We start from the raw sequence: 19,737 nt of genomic DNA, 5'->3' as shown, positions 1-19,737 counted from the left end.
ACTATCCGTTAATAGTGTCATTAATATTTTAATAATGAAATTGTGCGATTAATTTTTTTAAATGGTCAGCTGTCTCAGCAAGGCTGCTTGCTGAAGCGTGCACTTCTTCGAATGATGCTAGCTGTTCCTCGGTAGATGCAGATATTTCTTCTGATAATTCAGCATTTTGCTTACTAAATAAAATTAATGCTTCAAAGGTTTGGGCAAGTATTTTAATATGTTTATAAACCTCCTCAGAGGAAATAGTGACATCCTCGATAAAAGGTGCTGTTTCATTCATGCTAGTAGATATAGCGTTGAATTTCTTTTTGACAGAAGACATAATTGATAGTCCTCCATCGACTTGCTTATGTACGATATTCATCCTGTTGATCGTAGAGTGTGTATCAGATTGAATTCCTTTAACTAAATGTTCAATTTCCGTTGCGGAATGATGGGTAGTCTCTGCTAATTTTCTAATTTCCTCTGCTACGACAGAAAAACCTTTTCCACTTTCTCCTGCTCTTGCTGCTTCAATCGCAGCATTTAATGCTAATAAATTTGTCTGGTTAGCTATAGAGCTTATTAATTGAATAATTGCTTCCACTTCTTTGGAACGCTTATTTAGTTCATCTATTTGTTTATCTGATTTAACGACAGAATCAACAATTAATTGCATTTGTTCCTCTGCCTGATTAATAGCTAGTTCGCCTTCCTTTGCTTTCTCCACCGTCATGGAACCTAACTTAGATAAGTACAGGGAATTTTCTCTTATTAATCCCGTTCTTTCTGTAATATCTTTTAATTTTGTTGTATTTGTTTCAATTTGTTGTTTTTGATGATCTGCTTTTGATGCAATTTCCTGTGTAACAGACACTAAATCTTCTACCACTTTTGTTGAGGAAGAAGAACTTGCGGTAAGATTATCGCTTGATGCAGCAACTTGAGTGATGCTTTTTTCCATATGTATGATTAGTTGCTTTAAATTTTCTTGCATTTGTTGAAAAGATTTTGTTAGATGACCAATTTCGTCTGTCCTTCTAACTTCCATTTGCTGTGTTAAATCGCCCTTCCCAACAAGACCCGCTTTTTCTCTTAGTAGATTCAACGGTTTAAGAATGGATTGGATGTTAAAATAAATAAGAATAGAACCGATGCAAAGAAATACAAAAATAGCCAAGAAGGATGCTTTTAAAATTGGTGAGGAAGCATTAGAAACCTCATTTGAATACATGGATCCGGCAATCTTCCATCCAGTAAGATTATTGGTGAGATAAGTAAGTTTTTTCTCTTTGTTATCCAGGGTATATGTAAAAGTACCATTCTCTTTAAGTTTCATCTGTTGAATATAGTTTTCTGTGCCGATTTCACCGATTTTTTCTGTTGGATGTGCCATATAAGCATTATTTTTGTCTATAAGAAATACATATCCTTCTTTTCCTATTGTGATATTGTTCACAATTGTTTGTATAGAACTAAGTTTGATTTTTAAACCGACTACCTTGTCTCCATCCTCTGTACTACCAGCGATTGTAACGACCATTTCATTTGTACTCGCAGATATATATGGATCGGAAATATAAATTTCATCTGGCCTTTCCTCTGCTCTGATAAACCATTCACTAGCTGTTGGATCATAATTGTCTGCTACTTTTCCTTCTGGCTTCTGAACATATTTTCCTTTTTTCGTGGCATAAAATATGCTGTCAATATCATCATAAAAATATTGATAGTTTTCAAGGGTAGCATTAATAAAATCATCTGATACAGCGTTATTTATATCTCCCCAATCTTTTCGAAGCTTGTCCACTTGCTTCATCTTCGTTGAGAGCTCTGTCGTAATATTCTCATCTAATTGTTTTATCTGTTGGTAAGCATTGTCCATTATTTCATGCTCTAGTTGATTTTTTGAATTGAAATAAGAAAAGATACCAATGAAAATAGTGGGAATAAACAGTAGAAGAAAAAAGCTAGTGTATAATCTCTTTTTAATCGTTATTCTGTTCTGAAATAGGTCGAATTTTTTTCTCATTTTCGATTAATAGCTCCTTTATGTATGAAAGTAGGACTTATTTATTATAATGGAAATTTTTCCACCTATAACGAAAAGAGGAAATTTGTCATAAATACGCCTTAATTAATAGGAAAAAAGACCTTACTTTCTCTAATGTTCAAAGTGAAAGTAAGGTCTTTTCCTAGTTAAATTATTTGTTTTTTTGAAATTCCTCTTTGATTGCTGCCAATAATTCTTTATCTGTAAGGATTTCTAGGCCTGTAAGTGCCATTGATTTTGCTCCTAGAATCATCGCATCTCTTCCTTGATCTGTCATCGCAGCTTCTCTGAATTCATGTGTATGGCAAGCATATGCTTCATTACAGATTTTCACGTATGGATGAATGGAAGGAACTACTTGGCTTACATTTCCCATATCAAGAGAACCTGATCCATCTCGTTGTTCGTGAATATCAGTTTCTTCTACTCCTAAAGAGATAAGCTGCTTTGTAAATACAGCAGATAAAGTCTGATTAGTAATCATGTCATCATAGGAGAATTCATAAAAACTAGATTTAACCGTAGCTCCTGTTTGCAGTGCAGCACCTTCTGCACATTGTTTGACTTTTTCTACTAATATATTTACATCTTCTCTTTTCCCAGCTCGCACATAAAACTGTGCTACTGCATAATCAGGCACAATATTTGCAGCTTTTCCGCCTTCTGTGATGACACCATGAATACGGGCATCAGGCTTTATATGCTGTCTTAAAGCATTGATACTATTAAATGTGTGTAATACAGCATCTAGGGCATTAATACCTAAGTGAGGGCTTGCAGCAGCATGTGCTGACTTTCCAAAAAATTCAAACTGGATAGCATCCATTGCAAGGGAATCACCACTCTTCAAATAATTGTCTAGTGGGTGAACCATCATCGCTACATCTAATTCTTCGAAAATTCCTGCTTCCGCCATTGTTACTTTCCCGCCTTTTGTTTCTTCAGCAGGTGTTCCGTACACAATAACTTTTCCTCCTGTTTCTGAAAGAACTTTGCTAAGACCAATTCCAGCAGCTATCCCCATTGTTCCGATTAAATTATGTCCACATGCATGACCTAATTCAGGTAAGGCATCATACTCTGCCATAAAGCCAATCACAGGACCGATTTTACCACTATCAAAGGTTGCTTTAAAAGCAGTAGGTAAATCACAAATTCCTGTTTCTACAGCGAATTGATGTTCTTTCAATGTATCAGTTAATATTTTGCAAGCTTTAAATTCCTCATGACCTAATTCAGGATTTTCGCCAATATAAATACTTATATTTTTAAATATCGATTCATTTTCATTAATTGCATCTAAGATGATTTGTTTCATCATTTTCGCACCTTTCTATCTTTCTACATTACTAGTTTACCAATTTTCTATGAAAAAGCTACTAAAAAATGTTTAAAAATAATTGTAAAAGTATATTTATGCATTATGGGTTAGACATTTACTTTAAATTGATAGGAACTATCCACAAAAAAACCGGTACATCCCTTATCGTAAAGATGCCCAGCGAATTTTTTGATTTATTTTATACCACTTATACTGTCCGTAAAGGTCTGATTGGTTCAACTAACCATCAGCTGGGGAGGAAGAAAACCCTTACTGATGGCAGTTTCACTTTATATTTTTTCCATAAAAAATCTCATTCATTTCCTCTGTAAGTTTTTCCGTTATAAAGATGCGATCTGATGTAGATAGTTCATCTTCTTTATAGCCAAATAAATAATTATTTAAGTCAAATTGTTTCAACTTACATTTTGTATGAAAAATGTTTTCTTGATAAATATTTACATCAATCATATCAAATTGAGACTTCACATCGTCTGGAATATAGTTTTGAATGGAATTAATATCGTGATCGATAAAGAGTTTGTGCCCCTGTATATCCCGGGTAAATCCTCTTACTCGATAGTCCATAATCATAATGTCGGTATCAAAAGAATAGATTAAATAGTTTAATGCTTTTAAAGGCGAGATTTCACCACATGTAGAAACATCGATATCGGCACGAAAGGTACTGATTCCTTCATCTGGATGATATTCAGGATATGTATGTACCGTTATATGGCTTTTGTCGAGATGCATAACGACTGAGCCTGGAAGTGGTCCTGGTGATTCCTCAAAAACTTCCTTAGGTGCTTCTGTTACTGGTCCCTCTGAAACAAGTAGAGTGACGCTAGCTCCTTGTGGTTCATAGTCTTGTTTTGCGACATTTAATACATGCGCACCGATAATATCCGAAACATTTTTTAAAATTTTTGTTAGTCGATCTGCATTATATTGTTCGTCAATATATTGGAGATAAGCTTCCCGTTCACTTTTCGTTCGGGTATAACAGATATCGTACATATTAAAACTTAATGATTTCGTTAAATTGTTAAATCCGTGTAACTCTATACGCTGCTGAGGTGTTAAACTCATGTTTATCCCCCTTTTCCTAACATGTGAGTATTGTTATGTTACCCGAACAGGGAGTGGATTAACCAAAAAAATCACTATTCTCTCTTTCGTTAAAACGAGAGGTTAGTGATCATTTGGATTTTTAGAACATACTTAAATCATATTTTTTTGCGAGGATTTCTAATAACTTTAATCCTGCCACACTGTTACCTTTATCGTCCAAAGCAGGACCTGAAATTCCGATGCCGAAACGAGCTGGAACTGCTCCTAATATTCCGCCAGAAACACCACTTTTTGCTGGAATTCCGACTCGGACGGCAAATTCACCAGATGCATTGTACATTCCGCATGTTACCATAAATGTTTTGCAGATACGCGCAATAGAGGATGGCATTAATTGTTTGTTTGTTATTGGTTCTTTGCCATCTAAAGCGAAAACTATGCCAATTCGCGCTAAATCTAAACAGTTCACTTCAATAGAGCATTGCTTTGTGTATAAGTCTAATAATTCCTCTACATCTTCATTTATAATGCTGTGTTGTTTCATAAAAAAACACAGTGCTCTATTTAAATGAGAGGTTTCAAATTCGGATTTAGCCACCTCTTTTGAATAACTTATTTCTTGATTTCCCGACAGAAGTTTGACGAAATCAATGATTTTCTGAAATCGTTCTTCTACTGAACTACCTTTAATCATATGGGTAACAGCAAGTGCCCCAGCATTGATCATTGGGTTAAGCGGTTTTGATGGATTACTCATTTCTAGCTTAACAATTGAGTTAAAGGGATCCCCCGTTGGCTCATAGCCAACTTTGCTGAAAACGAATTCTTCCCCTGATTCTATGAGTGCTAGTGCTAATGTGATGACTTTTGAGATACTTTGTAAGGTGATTTTCTTATGAATGCAGCCTGCTGAATAGCAAGTACCGTCAGAATGATAAATTGCTACAGATAAATCAGCTGGATTGGCTTTACTAAGTGCGGGGATATAATCGGCAACCTTCCCTTTACTTGAATATTGTTTTGCTTCTAACAGAATGTTTTCTAATTCTTCATTTGATTGACAAGGCATTTATTCACCAACTTTACTACAGATTTTTGCATACATTTTACCAATATGAGTTTAGTATACCCTTAGAAATGTAAAAAGAAAATGGTTACTATCTAAAGATATAATCTTTCCAATTCAGTTGGTGTTAATGCTTTGCTATAGAAATACCCTTGGACTATATCGCATTGATTATCCTTAAGAAAATCGATTTGATCCTTTGTTTCTACACCCTCAGCGATTACAATGAAATTCATATTATGTCCCATATCAATAATAACCTTTGCTAAAGAACCTTTATGTCTTGGATGGCTGATATCATCAATAAAAGTTTTATCAATTTTAATCGTATCAATAGGCAGTGATCTTAAATAACTTAAAGAGGAATACCCTTTTCCAAAATCATCAATTGATATTTGAAATCCTAGTCTTTTTATATTATCTAATTCTCCTTTTGCTAATTCGATATTTTGCATGATGCTTTCCGTAATCTCTAATTCAATTTTTGCTGTATTTACTTGTAATCTTATTACTTCTTGCTGAAGAAAGGGAAGGAAATCAATATACTGAAATTGGCGAGCTGAAATATTTATAGCCATTTTTACATCTTTCTTTCCATTTGAGTCCCATTGCTTTTTTTGTGTAAATGCTTGTGTTATTACCCATTCGCCAATTGATAATATTAAATTTGATTCTTCGGCGATTGGAATAAATTCATCTGGAGACAAATAACCATATACTCCCATTGATGGAAGTTTCACTTTATTAGTTATCTTGTTCTTTTATTTGAGAATTTATTTTTATTAGAATAGGATGGGTGTGTTTGAGGAAAGCGAAAAAAAGGTAAACAGCAGGAATTACGCAAGCCTTCCTGCTATTTACCCTATAGCTCTAAGAAAGATTTGTTGTTTCTACTTGAATTCGAGGAGTATTCCATGTATCGAACCATTTTTTTGTAGCGGCAATAATGATAATAATCCCTAATATTAGCATGATGATGGAAAGCACAGCATTTAGCACATTATAACCTGCTGCTTCTGGATTTAAATAAACGTTCTTCACCATCCAAACACCGGCGTAATTTACGGTTACGAATAAATAGGCCATTGGGATTAAACATGTAAGCATATATCTTCGCTTATCAGCCATTTTTAGTATAACGGTTGCGCCAATAATAAGGCCGATTGTTGCCATTAGCTGATTGGATACACCAAATAGTGCCCAGACAGAGCTAATATCACCAGAGAATAAGAGGTATCCCCACATAATACATGCCAATGCGCTTGCAAAAATGGAACCAGGTAACCAATCTACTCTCTTAAGCGGTTTGTAAAATTCTCCGAGAAAGTCTTGAATTAAATAGCGTGCAGTTCTCGTTCCAGCATCAATGGCCGTTAGAATAAATACCGCTTCAAACATAATTACAAACTGGAAGAAATAAGAAGCAAGATGAGAGAACCAAGAGATTTCTGTGAATATATAGGACATTCCAACGGCTAATGTAACCGCACCACCAGTTCTGCCTTCTAAATCAATGCCGATTTCACGACTTAATTCTGGCAAGTTTGAAACACTCATCCCAAGTGTTTGAAAAACCTCTGGTGAGGAGTTTATCGCGAAATAATCACCAGGATGTAGAGCTGTAGCAGCAATAAGCGCCATAATACCTACCAAACATTCTACAAGCATCGCACCAAAGCCCACGACTTTAATATCGCTCCACTTATCAAGCATTTTCGGTGTTGTACCTGAGCCAACAAATGCATGGAATCCGGAAATAGCGCCACATGCAATCGTTATGGAAATGAAAGGCCATACTGGCCCTGCAATAACTGGTCCACCGCCATTTACAAATTCCGTAAATGCAGGAAATTCAATAGCTGGGTTGATGATAAACACACCGATAATAAGAGCAATAAACACGCCGATTTTCATAAAGCTACTTAAATAATCCCGAGGAGCCAATAGTAGCCAAACAGGAAGTGCAGCTGCAAAAAATGCATAAATAGGAAGAATAATAGCAAGTGTTTTTGTATCAAGTGTTAGCCAATCCCCAAGTACTGTACCTTGAATCATCGGTCCGACAAATACACCGATCATTAATAAGATGAAGCCAATAGTCGTACATAGTTTCAAGTTTCCCGTCTTTTTATAAAATATCCCCACTCCCATAGCAATCGGAATGGTGATTCCTACCGAGAACGTGCCCCAAGGATTTCTCTCTAAAGCATGCAGCACTACCATGGATAAACCGGCCATTGTAATTGTAATGATAAATAGCATCGCAAGACCTGTACAGAAACCCGCGACTGGGCCAAGTTCATCTTTTGCTACTTCAGATAAAGATTTCCCTTTTTTTCGCATACTAGCAAATAATACGACAGCATCATGAACAGCTCCCCCGATAACAGCACCAATCAAGAGCCAAATTAATCCAGGCAAATAGCCGAATTGTGCTGCAAGAATAGGTCCTACAAGTGGCCCAGCTGCAGCAATGGCTGCAAAATGATGTCCAAAGGTTACCCACTTATTTGTTGGTACGTAATCTTTGCCGTCATTTAATTCATGGGCAGGAGTTTTTTCCTTATCATTTAGTTTCAATACTTTTACCGCCATAAAGGTCCCGTATAAACGATAAGCAATCATTAAAATACATGCAGATGCTATTACGATTGTAACCGCATTCATTTTTATCTACCTCCTTTAATGGTTTTATTATAAAAAATGAAAAGGAGGAAAAAGCGTTTTCATGATAAAATGCAGAGAAATGATTTTGAAATGCAAAACTGACTGGATAAAATACAATGGTTTTATCCAGTCGGTTAAGTTATGTATTTCGAAAAGAATGAGGTTAAAATCCAAATAACAGCTTAATCTCTTTTGTATAGTTTCTACTTAATGGCACTTTCTCTCCATTATCCATACATAATAAATAGGTTGAGTTAAACCATGGTTCAATTTCGCTAATTTTTTCTTTATTAACCAAATAAGAACGATGTACTTTCATGATTGGGCTGTTTACTAATTTTTGTTCTAATTGCGTTAAAGTAAAGGTAATGACTAATTGCTCTTCTTCCGTAACAAGCAATGTTTTGCCATTTTGTGCACTAATATAGACAATCTTATTTAAATCAATGATCTTAATTCTGTCATTTGTCGTGACGGCTAATTTATTTTTTTGTATTGGAGTAGTGCTTTGGTTATTTTTTGATGTGTCATTCTTTTTCGTGCCTCTCCTATTTTGCAGTTTTACAATGGTTTGATTTATGCGTTCTTCTTCAAACGGCTTTAATAAATAGTCAACAGCATTCACATCAAAAGCTCGAAGTGCATACTCATCAAAAGCCGTAGCAAAGACTATTTCTGGTGCATTTCGTTTTTCTTTTATGCGCTCTGCTAAATTCATTCCGTTTTCTTCTCCAAGCTGGATATCTAAAAAAATAACATCTATTTCTTGATCATCTATTACTTGTAAAGCAGTATCTAAATCATCACATTCTGCCACTATCTCCATTTTATTGCTTCTTTTTAAAAGATACCTTAATTCATCTCTTGCTAATGGTTCGTCTTCCACTATTAATGCTTTAATCATCTACTCCCCTCCAGATCGTTGGTTCCTTAGATGGTAATGTAATCATCACCTTTGTTCCTCTATTCCATTCACTTTCAATCGTAAATCTCCCTTTATCTCCATATATCTTTTTCACTCTTTCCTGGATATTCCAAAGTGCAGTACCAGTACCAGTGCTAGAGGTGATATTTTTTTGACCAATCATGTAAAGAGTATCTTCACTCATGCCTTTGCCATCATCTTCTGTTATTAACACCATCTTGTCGTTATCTTTATAAGCACATATCGTTATCGTTCCTACTGTACCTTTTGAAAAAGCATGCCGAATCGAATTTTCTACTAAAGGCTGTAAAGTAAAAGGCGGAATAAGAACTTTTTTTAATTCAGACTCCACGGATTCATTTAAAATAAATTTATCAGGAAATCTAGCTTCTTCTAATGCTAAAAAGGCATGGACATGTTCTAATTCCTGACTTAAAGGGATTAACATATTTTTGGAACCTTGGATGTTACTGCGGAAATAGGTACTTAATTTGTGAATCATCTGCCGAGCCTTTTCCCCATCTGTGCGGATAAGCGCCGAAATTGTGTTCATGCTGTTAAAGAGAAAATGAGGATGGACTTGTGCTTGCAGTGCTTTAATTTCTGCATCCTTCAACAACTTTTGTTGTAGCTCTGCCTCTGCTAATTCAAGCTGTAAGGAAAATAACTTACTCAATCCTTCAGCTAATGTATATTCTACTAATTGAATGTTTTTAGGATTGGCAAAATAAAGTTTTAATGTGCCGACTGTTTTATTATTTGCTTTTAAGGGTAATAGAATGGCTGCGTGTAGTGGGCAGGCTTGATTGCTACACTGTATTTCATCTTTATTTTTGGCGATTAATATATTTCCTTCTCTTAACACTCTTTCTGTTAGTTTCGTAGACGTTTTTTCTAAAGGAATATGGTGATCTCCACCAAGGCCTTCATGTGCCAAAACAATCGACTTATTTGTTATAGACACAGCATCAGCATTGGTTGCTTTTAACATAATTTTAGCAACCTGTTTGCTAGATTCCGGGTTTAGCCCTTGCCGAAAGTAAGCTAAGGTAGATTGTGCAATATTTAAGGCAATATTTGTTTGTGCTGCTTTTGTTTTTTCCTCTTCTAAGAGAATGTTTTGAATAATATAAATAAAAATTAGCATCCCAAAGCCATTAATGACAATCATAGGAAAGGCAATAATCTTAACTAGTTCGAGTGCAAGTTGGAATGGCGACGCAATCAAAAGGATAAATACCATTTGAATAATTTCCATCGCAATGCCGATAATCACTGCTTTGCTGGCAGAATCTTGTTTAATGGAGTATTTCTTACCGATTAAGCCGGTCAATAACCCTGCCATGATGGTAGACAAGCCACAGGCTAATGCAGTAAAACCGCCTAATGTTAAGCGATGAAGACCAGCTATTAATCCCACGCCTAAACCTACTAATGGCCCACCAACCAATCCACCAATAGCAACACCCATAATTCTTGTGTTGGCAATAGCACTTGAAACATCTAATTCATGCTGCCATGTATGCGTGCTAATGCTTCCTTTTAATATTTCTACTCCAGTATAGTTACTAATAACTCCGAAGGCGCCAAAGATGAAAATTAAAGATAGTTTATCTTGCCATTGTGATTCATTATGGATAATGGAACGGAAAATCTTGATCCTCGACAATAAGAAGGCAAAGATAACTAAAATACCGACTCGTTCAATCATTAGTGGAAGTAGCTGTAGCAATATATTCCCCACCTTCCTATTTTACTCAACATCATTATAGTAAATTACAAGATTTATAGAAAGCCTTTTCAAGAGGTTTATAAGAAATTCTGTATATTTTTATTTCGACTCACTCGTATGATATGATTAACCAATAGGTGTGAAAGGTTGGATGATTATATGGCAGGAAAAAAATATTACGTAGTATGGAATGGCAGAAAAGCAGGGATTTTTTCTACTTGGGCGGAATGCGAAAGACAGACAAAAGGATTTAAAGGAGCATCATTTAAATCCTTTCCAACATTAGAGGAAGCAGAAAAAGCTTTTAATGAAGGTGGAAATGTAACAAAAACTGCTTCAAAAAGTACTACTTCTAAAAAGCAGGCTAGCACTTCTTTTGAGGCTATTGAGGAAAATAGTATATCAGTAGATGCGGCGTGTAGTGGAAATCCTGGCTTGATGGAATATCGAGGAGTAAATACGAAAACAGGAGAAGTTCTCTTTCACTATGGTCCTGTATTCGGTACCAATAATATTGGGGAATTTTTAGGGATTGTCCATGCATTAAGTCTACTGCAAAAACAAGGTAAGAACACAACTATATACAGCGACAGTATGACAGCATTATCTTGGGTTCGTAATAAAAAAGCAAATACTACATTAGTAAGAGATAAACGAACAGAGGAATTATGGAAATTAATGGAGCGCGCAGAAAAATGGCTAAAAGAAAACAGTTATTCAAATAAGATTTTAAAATGGGATACCAATAAGTATGGGGAGATTAAGGCCGACTTTGGTCGCAAATAACGAACTTTTTGTCCGATATGATAGCGTAAAATAAGCTTCTCATAAAAAAATACGATGAAGAAGCTGGGACATAAGTATTTTCAACCCAATACCCCCAAACGATTATACGTACATGCTAAGAAAGTTCGTATAATTGTTTAGGGTTTTATTTATTTTAAGAAAGAAGGTTTGTGGTGATCCCCGCAGCCTGAATATACTTCGCTTTCCATGGGGCAAGCGCCAGCCTCCCCGTTCCTGCAGGGTCTTGGACTTTCTCGCAGCTCCCATAGGAGTCTGCATGTATTCAGGCTGCTTTGTATTTCCTACTCATTATATTTTCTTTTAAAAAAATGATGGAACGAGTTGGTTTCGCTACTAAATGAGAGATTGTTCGTCTTTATCTATTATATATTTTGTTCTATCCCAGCCTCTTGTTGTGATTGAAATCTTGATTTTAACTACTTCTTATCTTAAAAGGGATAGATATTCAAAAGCAGTTAATCCATATACACTTTTAAAGTGTCTATTTAAATGGGTTAAATCAACAAAACCGCATTCTGTTACGGCTGCATATATATCTTTATTTTGTTCAATTAGCTGTTTTGCATATTCTACTTTACTATTTAGGAAATATTGGTAGGGAGAGGTTCCAGTATGAGTCTTAAACAATCTAATAAACTGAAATTTTGATAACTGGAGCTCTTTACATATCTCTTCTAACTTAAGTACATTTGCTAAGTTACTATGAATCATATCTTTTGCTTTTCTAATTAACACATTGTCTTTCTTAATGGATGAAGATGGATTTGTTTGTATAAGTCTATCTGTAAGTGAAAGTAGTAATTCAGCACACAGGGCCTCCTCTTTTTCGTTTAAAATTGCATGGGACAGCTTTAAAATTTTTTCTTCAAGTTGAACATCATAAATAATAGGTTGTGAAAATTGAATCAGTTCCTTTTTCTCTAATGCCTCTAATAGTAATTTTGGATCCAAATAGAGCATTACATAATCAAGACCTGTTTTATCATGGGCCATTCCGTCATGTGCCTGTTCTGGGTTGAAAAGCATTACTCCATTTGGATAAGATAACTGTAAACTACCATCTAAGGTATAGTGTTGAATTCCTCGCAATGTTACCCCTATCGCATATTCTTTATGAGCATGTTTTTTATAAGTAAAATCACGCATACTTGCTGATAGTGCCGTAATGCCAGCTGCTTTTTTATACAAAAATCTATCCATATTGTTCACCTCATAAAAGCTTGCCTACATCCAGTTCATTATTCCAGAATAAGCTAAAAATATTGCCATTAATATATTCACGATTTTCTTATGCCGCTGTAAAAAGCGCTTAAAGATTGTACCAAATAAAACCCATGTAATAAAAGCTAAAAATCCAATGATAGTGATCACAATAACTCCCATTGTTATGGCAGGTAGTTGCATATAGTTTGGCAATATAAAACTGGGAATCACGGTAATAGTAAAAAGAACTACCTTTGGATTAAAAAACTGCATAAGGAAACCTGACTTAAAGCTAGCTGAATGTTCAACGTTTTCTTTCGAAGAATCAGCTTTATATAGTTGATAAGCCAAATAAAACATATAAAAACTTCCTAGTATCTGCATACCGATAATTATTTTTGGGATGACCTCTATAAGCATAGAGTTTAACATAGCTGATAATACAAGTAGCAAACCAAAGGCAATAGTTGCGCCATATGTATATTCTAAAGCTTTTTTCGTTCCTTTATTATGCACGGTAGATAAAATGACAATATTAGTAGGTCCTGGTGTAAAAGTAACAATAACACAGTATAGTAAAAAAGCTGTAAAATCCATGAGCAAACTCCTTTCTTATGATTCTCATGGCATTATACAACGTCTTATTCATAAGCATATAGTACATTATTGCAGGTGAAAAACATGTTTAATTCCTTATTTAGCAAATAGTAGCTCTTATTTCTTTTTTACTAATTATTCACATTGATCTGATAGTATTATAGAATAGGTTATAGAAAGTAGCTACCATTATAGGGTTACTTCCCGTCCAAGCGGGGAATAAATGATTGTTTACATAGGAGTGAATGTTTTTGGCAAAGAAAGTTTATTTTAATCATGACGCTGGTATTGATGATCTAGTTTCTCTATTTCTTCTTCTTCAAATGGATGAAGTGGAGTTAATCGGTGTTTCCGTTATCCCGGCAGATGGCTATTTAGAGCCTGGTATCAGTGCTAGTAGAAAGATTATTGATCGATTTGGAAATGGAGCAATTGAAGTTGCTAGATCCAATTCTCGTGGAGTTAATCCTTTTCCGAAAGACTGGAGAATGCATACTTTTTATGTTGATGCCCTTCCGATATTAAATGAAAGTGGTGTTGTAAATGCACCTGAAAGCGAACTTTCTGCACATGAGCATTTAATCAAAGCAGTAAGGGAAAATCCTGACAAAACAACGCTTCTGTTTACTGGACCGCTAACTGATTTAGCAAGAGCTATTGAGATTGCCCCAGACATTCAAGCGAAAATTGACAAATTAGTATGGATGGGTGGAACATTTTTAGAGGTCGGAAATGTACAAGAACCTGAGCATGACGGTACTGCTGAATGGAATGCTTTCTGGGATCCTTGGGCAGTAGCAACCGTTTGGGCTAGCGATTTAAAAATTGAAATGGTTGCTTTAGAAAGTACAAATCAAGTACCATTAACCATCTCTGTACGTAACCAGTGGGCGTCCTTAAGAAGATTCACAGGTGTAGATTTTGTTGGCCAATGTTATGCAGCCTGTCCACCTCTTGTCCATGTTGAAACGAATTCAACCTATTATCTATGGGATGTGTTAACTACAGCAACAATTGGCAAAAAAGAACTTGTTAAAATGAAAGAAGTAAAATCAATCGCATTAACAGAAGCTCCATCCCAAGGGAGAACATTAATAAGTGAAGACGGTCGACCTGTTTCTGTTGTGTATGATGTAAATAGGGATGACTTTTTTGAATATATTACAGATTTGGCGAAGACTGCTAAAAAGGACTAATTAAAAAACCTATTTTTATGAAGTTTGTTTCTATTACTCGCAAGCTGAATAATTGATTTCCCCTTAAGAAAACAACAATTTATAGAAAATAGCCATTAAAAAAGACCATTTCCTCGTCCTATTTTTTTGAAAGTAGGAACAGTGTAATGGTCTTTTTACATTAATATTCTGCTAATGTTTCAATTATCCGATCTTCAATGTCTTTTCCTTTTTCTTCATCGACAAGGTGATTTAATAAAATAGAGAATATATATTTTTTCCCATCTTTACTCTCCATATAGCCAGACAATGAACTTACAGCGGTAAGCGTTCCAGTTTTAGCTAATACTTTCCCTTTTGTGTTATCAGAATTCAATCTATGTTGAAGCGTTCCGCCAACCATCCGATCTTCATTACCTGAAATCGGTAATGACTGACTGAAAGTTGGAAACCATGGCTCTGCCTGTACTTCATATAAAAGCATGCTTAGATCATCGGCAGATATAAAATCTATTGGAGAAATACCTGATCCGTCACGAATAAGCATATTATTTGGGTCAAGGTGGAAAGCCACTAATTCTTCTTCTAGTACCTCAATTCCCCTTTTAAAACTACCTTCCCCTTTCTTAACCACGCCCATTTCTTTAATTAGCGTCTCTGCGATTGTATTATTACTTAGTTTCATAAATGGAATAAGTAACTCAGAAAGTGGAATCGAAGAATGAGTTGTAATTATGGAAGCAATTTGTGGTGTCTTTCCTTTTTTGACCGTCCCTTTCCAGTGAATTCCTTCTTTCTTTAATGCTTGTTGAAACACGTCTAACGTGTATCTTGTAGGGTTATTAACGGAAATCCACTCTTTTTTTACGGAAGCGTTAATTGGTAGTCTTCCTGTAACAGTAACAACTTTACTGTTATGGTTCCTTTTTACTTTTAAGCTTGTTGCTGATTCTTTCGCACCTGTTTTGGCGTTATTTACAATGTTAATTTCATTTGTGTTAGGGAATGTATCTATTACGACCGGATCGCTTTCGTTTTTTCCAGGTTTTATTTCAAGTAATACAGTGCCAGCATCATATTCTTTATCTGGTGAAAGCGTTAATGCAGAGATTGGAGCGCCATAATAAGTGGTTTCATCGCTCCATGCTAAATCGATGGAATATGGCATGTCATCATACCACGAATCATCGCCTATAATATCCCCATCAATATAACGAATTCCTTTCTTTTTTATATCCTTAGATAGCTTGTCTAGATCTGATGCTAGGAGACTTGTATCACCATTTCCTTTTATGTATAAATTTCCTTTTAAACGGCCTTTATCCACCCTTCCATCTCCATAAATTTCCGTGATAAATTGATAATCTTCCCCTAAGACTTTTAAAGCGGCTGCCGAAGTCAATAACTTCATATTGGATGCAGGGGTTAAACGCAAATCACTCATATGTTCAAAAAGAATAGTTCCTGTTTCTTGATCCCGTATGCTAATTCCTGCTAAACTTCCCTTTAATTCAGGTTCTGTATTTAAAAGTGATTCCAATGCGGTAGATAATGTTGCTTTTTTATGATTTTCTGCTGCCAATGCTATCGGAGATAAAGGAATAGGTGTGCTGCCAGACAGGAAAATGGATAATAGTATTATAAGAAATAGTCCCTTTTTCAATAAAGGCATTTTCTCACTCCTTATCATTTCATTGTTCATTCATGGATAAGTTGGGCTAAAAGAATAGTCTGTCCTCTTTTTAATAATTTAATCCTATTATATGCAGTCAGATTCTTAAAACTGACAGCCAGGACAATAAAAGCACTTTTTCGATGATATTTTTATCAACACTATTTTGTTCTTGCAGCGTGGACATATTTCTCCTTCTCTATCATATACTTTGCAACGTTCATCATAACTACCAGTTTTTTTATCGCCTACATAAAGTGGATGCTCCATATATCCTCCTATTGTAGTTGCTGATTTTAATGTTTGCAGCATGGAACGATAGAGCTTTCTATGTTCTGTTTCCTTTAACTTTTCTAGTTTTCTCATCGGCAAAATTTGTGCCTCATAACATATTTCATCAGAATAACAATTGCCAATTCCTGAAATGAAGTGTTGGTCTACTAATTTAAGCTTTATCGTTCCTTTTCTTTCCTTAAGTATATTTAGGAAAATTTCTTCTGTAAATTGAGGTTCTAACGGTTCTGGGTCAAGATCGCTTAGCATTTTGTTGCATTCTTCTTTCGTCAATAAATGAAGATACCCTAATCTTAATCCAATAAAGTATAAATGTTCTGCTCCAAATGATAACTGGACTTGAATGGTTCGTTTGGGCTTTTCCTCTTCACTCCCATAAAACATCCACCCACCAAGCATTAAATGTAATAAGAGAACCTTTTGATTAGATAGATGGAATAGTAAGTGTTTTGCTCTTCTTTCGACTTGAATAATGGAAGCATTGTTTAATTGGTTAATAAAAGATTGGGCTGGCATATTTATAGATTTATCTCGATTAATCGTAATAGAGGTAATCGGTCGACTAATAATTAATTCATTTAAGAGGATTTTATAGTTTTCCATTTCTGGCAATTCAGGCATCGTATCTTCTCTCCTTTGTATTTCCTTCTTATTTTTTTCCAGAATGATGAAAAACTATTTATCAAAAAAACAAAAAAACCATAGATAGCAGAAAAATTTCTTCTCTACTTATCTATGGTTTTCAGATTATTTTGTTGCATTCGTTTGTTTTTCTATGCGATAACCAAGTGCTTCAATCGCATAATCAATGCCTTGCTTCTAGGGTCAGTCCTGAATTTTACAAGTAAAAGCCCTATAAAAATCAACGAGGCATAATCATTTTGTGGATGTACTTACTAAATGATTATGCAGACAACTTTTCATTTAATGCAAATAAAAATAAATAAGCTAATTTTAATGCTTCCCCAATTTCCATCTCTTTTCGGAACCCACTAATTTTTTCTAAAGAAAAATTGAAATCCCAAAGGCCATCATTTCCATTGAACATTAAATGGTAAGAGGAATCATCTCCTGTTAAATGATTTTCCAAAAACGTTCGAATCTCCTTTTCTGCCTTTTTAGGACATTTTAACCCACATAAAATTTCGTATGTATCAAAAACAGAATCAACTTCTAAAGACATAGAATCAACGGAAACAATGTCAAATGCTTTCGTCTCTACATAGAGGTAAAATTCTATATTTCTCTCTAAATAACGTACTTCTTCTTTTAGAATCGTTTTTTGAACATTTTCTGTCACTACTTCGTCGGTTTCTTTATTGGCAAGCTCCATATACAAATCAGAAAAACGTTCAGCTGTATGTTCAACCACTATATTTTCGTCTATAAGACCTTCTTTTTTAACATAATTCAATTCCTCTTCAAAAAGAACTATTTTTTCTTCCGTTTGTAATTTTCTTTCCTCTAAATACTTATTCATTTCTTTTTTTAGCATGGTATGAACTCCTTTCACTATCACAACTATAGATTTTTGTACCAAAATTAAATTTTATCCGGCAATAAGACCCTTACCATAAGCTTGCGAAAAATCGAAGAAGCTAGGGGTTGAAACGTTCTCGTCAAGGTCGGATAGTGCAACTAACCATCAGCGGGGGATATGGAAAAACTCCCACTGATGGAAGTTTTCTTTATCTTTTTCCCGTTCGCTTTGTTGGTTTTGTCCATTTTTTTGTTGGAGATTGAGTTGAATTTGCTCTATTCTTACTGTTATTTGAAAATGGTTTACGTTTACTGTCACTTCCCTTTTTATCTGATGTGGCTGAGCGGGAAGATTCATCTTTATTTTTAGTAGAACTTTGTTTTTTGTAAGTCTTTTTCTGTGGTTTCTTTTCCATTCCTTTTTTATCTGAATCAGATTTTTTAGGTTGTTGGATTTTTTCGATTTTAATATCTAATTGATTTTCTATTGAATCTAACAAAGGTCTATCATCAGAGGAATAAAAGGTAACCGCATATCCTTCGGTGCCAGCTCTTCCCGTTCTGCCTATTCGATGAACGTAGGACTCTGCATCTTGAGGAATATCGTAATTATAAACATGTGTAATTCCATCAATATCTAACCCTCTTGCAGCAACATCTGTCGCAATTAATAATTGGAATTTTCCATCCCGAAATGCTTTCATTACTTGCTCTCTTTTTGTTTGAGACAAGTCACCATGCAATTGACCGCAGCTAAATTTATTTGCGAGCAATACTTCATATAATTTTGTTACACGACGCTTTGTTCGGCAAAAAATTACGGCCATATAAGGATTTGCTTCCTTAACTAAGGTCATTAACGTTCCCTGCTTGGCGCGATCAGTTGTATGTATACTTACTTGCTTAACGGTTTTTGCAGGTCCTTGTTTTGCTTCCACGGTAAAATATTCCGCATTTTTCGTATATTTCTTCGCAAGCTTTTCAACGTCCTTTGAAATGGTTGCAGAAAATAACATTGTTTGTCTTGATGTAGGGATATGTCTCATAATATAGCTAATCTCATCTAAAAATCCAATATGAAGCATTTGGTCTGCTTCATCTAGTACAAAATAGGAGATTTTACTTAGATCAATCGTTCCTCGTTTTATATGATCAATTAATCTACCTGGTGTAGCTACAACAATTGATACGTCTTTCTGTAAGACTTTCAATTGCTTGTCCACGTCTTGTCCTCCGTAAACAGCTAGAACCTTTACTGTCTCTTGTTTCATTTTCATGATTTCATCTGTTATTTGAATAGCAAGTTCTCTAGTTGGCGTTAAAATTAGCGTTTGAACGTGGTTTGCATCGGCATCCATTTTTTCTAGTATCGGTAGTACAAAAGCAAATGTCTTTCCTGTTCCTGTTTGTGCTTGCGCAATTAAATCTCCACCTTTAAGGAGTGGTGGAATCACCTTTGTTTGAATAGGGGTTGGATGTTTAATTCCTTGTTTTTTGAGCTTTTCAATGGTTGATGGAGACAATCCGATGTCTGTAAATGATTGCATTGTTATACCTACTTTCCCTTCGTATATACGATTTCTATTTTCTTATTTTGGCTTTTTCTACTGAAATTATCAGTTGAAATCTTCTTTGCAAAATGAAAAGACTACAAGCAGAGACGAACATGCAAACTCTACTTGTAGCCTGGCAT

16 protein-coding genes are annotated in these 19,737 nt (G+C 35.1%); 2 read left to right on the top strand and 14 right to left on the bottom strand.

What is annotated here, in order from left to right; all coding sequences use genetic code 11:
* Positions 1 to 28 precede the first annotated feature (28 nt).
* From NST60_RS19615 to NST60_RS19580, 8 genes are all read right to left on the bottom strand, one after another.
* Positions 29 to 2,011, bottom strand: a complete 1,983-nt coding sequence (locus NST60_RS19615) for a methyl-accepting chemotaxis protein (protein WP_169188605.1) — start codon at positions 2,009 to 2,011, stop codon at positions 29 to 31.
* A gap of 172 nt (positions 2,012 to 2,183) precedes the next feature.
* On the bottom strand, positions 2,184 to 3,350 hold the full coding sequence (locus tag NST60_RS19610; protein WP_341100315.1) for a M20 family metallopeptidase: 1,167 nt from the start codon (positions 3,348 to 3,350) through the stop codon (positions 2,184 to 2,186).
* 288 nt (positions 3,351 to 3,638) lie between these two features.
* Positions 3,639 to 4,445, bottom strand: coding sequence for an adenosylmethionine decarboxylase (gene speD, locus NST60_RS19605; RefSeq protein ID WP_101731152.1), 807 nt, complete (start codon positions 4,443 to 4,445; stop codon positions 3,639 to 3,641).
* Positions 4,446 to 4,566: 121 nt separating this feature from the next.
* The gene (gene glsA, locus NST60_RS19600; protein ID WP_169188603.1) at positions 4,567 to 5,496 is read right to left on the bottom strand and encodes a glutaminase A; all 930 of its coding nucleotides are present in this window, start codon (positions 5,494 to 5,496) and stop codon (positions 4,567 to 4,569) included.
* A 92-nt stretch (positions 5,497 to 5,588) separates the two neighbouring features.
* Positions 5,589 to 6,233 (bottom strand): EAL domain-containing protein, encoded by a 645-nt coding sequence (locus NST60_RS19595; protein WP_169188602.1) that lies wholly within the window; start codon positions 6,231 to 6,233, stop codon positions 5,589 to 5,591.
* Between the two features lie 130 nt (positions 6,234 to 6,363).
* A complete protein-coding gene (gene cstA / locus NST60_RS19590) occupies positions 6,364 to 8,160 on the bottom strand; it encodes a carbon starvation protein CstA (protein WP_254415167.1) in 1,797 nt (598 codons plus the stop codon).
* A 163-nt stretch (positions 8,161 to 8,323) separates the two neighbouring features.
* The gene (locus NST60_RS19585; RefSeq protein ID WP_016203727.1) at positions 8,324 to 9,064 is read right to left on the bottom strand and encodes a LytR/AlgR family response regulator transcription factor; all 741 of its coding nucleotides are present in this window, start codon (positions 9,062 to 9,064) and stop codon (positions 8,324 to 8,326) included.
* Positions 9,057 to 10,817, bottom strand: coding sequence for a sensor histidine kinase (locus NST60_RS19580; protein ID WP_016203728.1), 1,761 nt, complete (start codon positions 10,815 to 10,817; stop codon positions 9,057 to 9,059). The genes NST60_RS19585 and NST60_RS19580 overlap by 8 nt, the downstream gene beginning before the upstream one ends.
* A 159-nt stretch (positions 10,818 to 10,976) precedes the next feature.
* On the opposite strand from NST60_RS19580, the gene NST60_RS19575 reads away from it, so the two are divergent.
* A complete protein-coding gene (locus NST60_RS19575; protein ID WP_169189678.1) occupies positions 10,977 to 11,603 on the top strand; it encodes a ribonuclease H1 domain-containing protein in 627 nt (208 codons plus the stop codon).
* A 444-nt stretch (positions 11,604 to 12,047) separates the two neighbouring features.
* On the opposite strand, the gene NST60_RS19570 is transcribed toward NST60_RS19575, so the two are convergent.
* Both NST60_RS19570 and NST60_RS19565 read right to left on the bottom strand, forming a co-directional pair.
* A complete protein-coding gene (locus NST60_RS19570) occupies positions 12,048 to 12,824 on the bottom strand; it encodes an AraC family transcriptional regulator (protein WP_016203730.1) in 777 nt (258 codons plus the stop codon).
* A 24-nt stretch (positions 12,825 to 12,848) separates the two neighbouring features.
* Positions 12,849 to 13,424, bottom strand: a complete 576-nt coding sequence (locus tag NST60_RS19565) for a LysE family translocator (protein WP_254415166.1) — start codon at positions 13,422 to 13,424, stop codon at positions 12,849 to 12,851.
* Positions 13,425 to 13,675: 251 nt separating this feature from the next.
* Here NST60_RS19565 and NST60_RS19560 point away from each other — a divergent pair, with 251 nt between their 5' ends.
* Positions 13,676 to 14,620: a nucleoside hydrolase gene (locus NST60_RS19560; protein ID WP_101731155.1), complete on the top strand. Its 945-nt coding sequence runs from the start codon at positions 13,676 to 13,678 to the stop codon at positions 14,618 to 14,620.
* Between the two features lie 160 nt (positions 14,621 to 14,780).
* On the opposite strand, the gene dacB is transcribed toward NST60_RS19560, so the two are convergent.
* The 4 genes from dacB to NST60_RS19540 form a co-directional block, all read right to left on the bottom strand.
* Positions 14,781 to 16,271 (bottom strand): D-alanyl-D-alanine carboxypeptidase/D-alanyl-D-alanine endopeptidase, encoded by a 1,491-nt coding sequence (gene dacB, locus NST60_RS19555; protein WP_254415164.1) that lies wholly within the window; start codon positions 16,269 to 16,271, stop codon positions 14,781 to 14,783.
* A 105-nt stretch (positions 16,272 to 16,376) separates the two neighbouring features.
* Positions 16,377 to 17,186 carry an Fpg/Nei family DNA glycosylase gene (locus NST60_RS19550; protein ID WP_341099993.1) on the bottom strand — a complete coding sequence of 270 codons (810 nt, stop codon included), beginning with the start codon at positions 17,184 to 17,186 and terminating at the stop codon, positions 16,377 to 16,379.
* Between the two features lie 283 nt (positions 17,187 to 17,469).
* Positions 17,470 to 18,060, bottom strand: a complete 591-nt coding sequence (locus tag NST60_RS19545; RefSeq protein ID WP_169188598.1) for a branched-chain amino acid aminotransferase — start codon at positions 18,058 to 18,060, stop codon at positions 17,470 to 17,472.
* 193 nt (positions 18,061 to 18,253) lie between these two features.
* Positions 18,254 to 19,591, bottom strand: a complete 1,338-nt coding sequence (locus NST60_RS19540; protein WP_016203736.1) for a DEAD/DEAH box helicase — start codon at positions 19,589 to 19,591, stop codon at positions 18,254 to 18,256.
* Positions 19,592 to 19,737: the final 146 nt, after the last annotated feature.

The sequence above is a fragment of the Niallia sp. FSL W8-1348 genome, assembly GCF_038006745.1.
Classification (GTDB): Bacteria; Bacillota; Bacilli; order Bacillales; family Cytobacillaceae; genus Niallia; species Niallia alba.
Note: the sequence above shows the minus strand (reverse complement) of the source record. Positions and strands in the feature narration are given on the sequence as shown.

Bases quoted from the DNA above. Each gene is read 5' to 3' on its own strand.
- NST60_RS19615 (WP_169188605.1), bottom strand. From the start codon at position 2,011: ATGAGAAAAAAATTCGACCTATTTCAGAACAGAATAACGATTAAAAAG.
- NST60_RS19565 (WP_254415166.1), bottom strand. From the start codon at position 13,424: ATGGATTTTACAGCTTTTTTACTATACTGTGTTATTGTTACTTTTACA.
- NST60_RS19570 (WP_016203730.1), bottom strand. From the start codon at position 12,824: ATGGATAGATTTTTGTATAAAAAAGCAGCTGGCATTACGGCACTATCA.
- NST60_RS19545 (WP_169188598.1), bottom strand. From the start codon at position 18,060: ATGCTAAAAAAAGAAATGAATAAGTATTTAGAGGAAAGAAAATTACAA.
- dacB (WP_254415164.1), bottom strand. From the start codon at position 16,271: ATGCCTTTATTGAAAAAGGGACTATTTCTTATAATACTATTATCCATT.
- speD (WP_101731152.1), bottom strand. From the start codon at position 4,445: ATGAGTTTAACACCTCAGCAGCGTATAGAGTTACACGGATTTAACAAT.
- NST60_RS19550 (WP_341099993.1), bottom strand. From the start codon at position 17,186: ATGCCTGAATTGCCAGAAATGGAAAACTATAAAATCCTCTTAAATGAA.
- cstA (WP_254415167.1), bottom strand. From the start codon at position 8,160: ATGAATGCGGTTACAATCGTAATAGCATCTGCATGTATTTTAATGATT.
- glsA (WP_169188603.1), bottom strand. From the start codon at position 5,496: ATGCCTTGTCAATCAAATGAAGAATTAGAAAACATTCTGTTAGAAGCA.
- NST60_RS19575 (WP_169189678.1), top strand. From the start codon at position 10,977: ATGGCAGGAAAAAAATATTACGTAGTATGGAATGGCAGAAAAGCAGGG.
- NST60_RS19585 (WP_016203727.1), bottom strand. From the start codon at position 9,064: ATGATTAAAGCATTAATAGTGGAAGACGAACCATTAGCAAGAGATGAA.
- NST60_RS19610 (WP_341100315.1), bottom strand. From the start codon at position 3,350: ATGAAACAAATCATCTTAGATGCAATTAATGAAAATGAATCGATATTT.
- NST60_RS19540 (WP_016203736.1), bottom strand. From the start codon at position 19,591: ATGCAATCATTTACAGACATCGGATTGTCTCCATCAACCATTGAAAAG.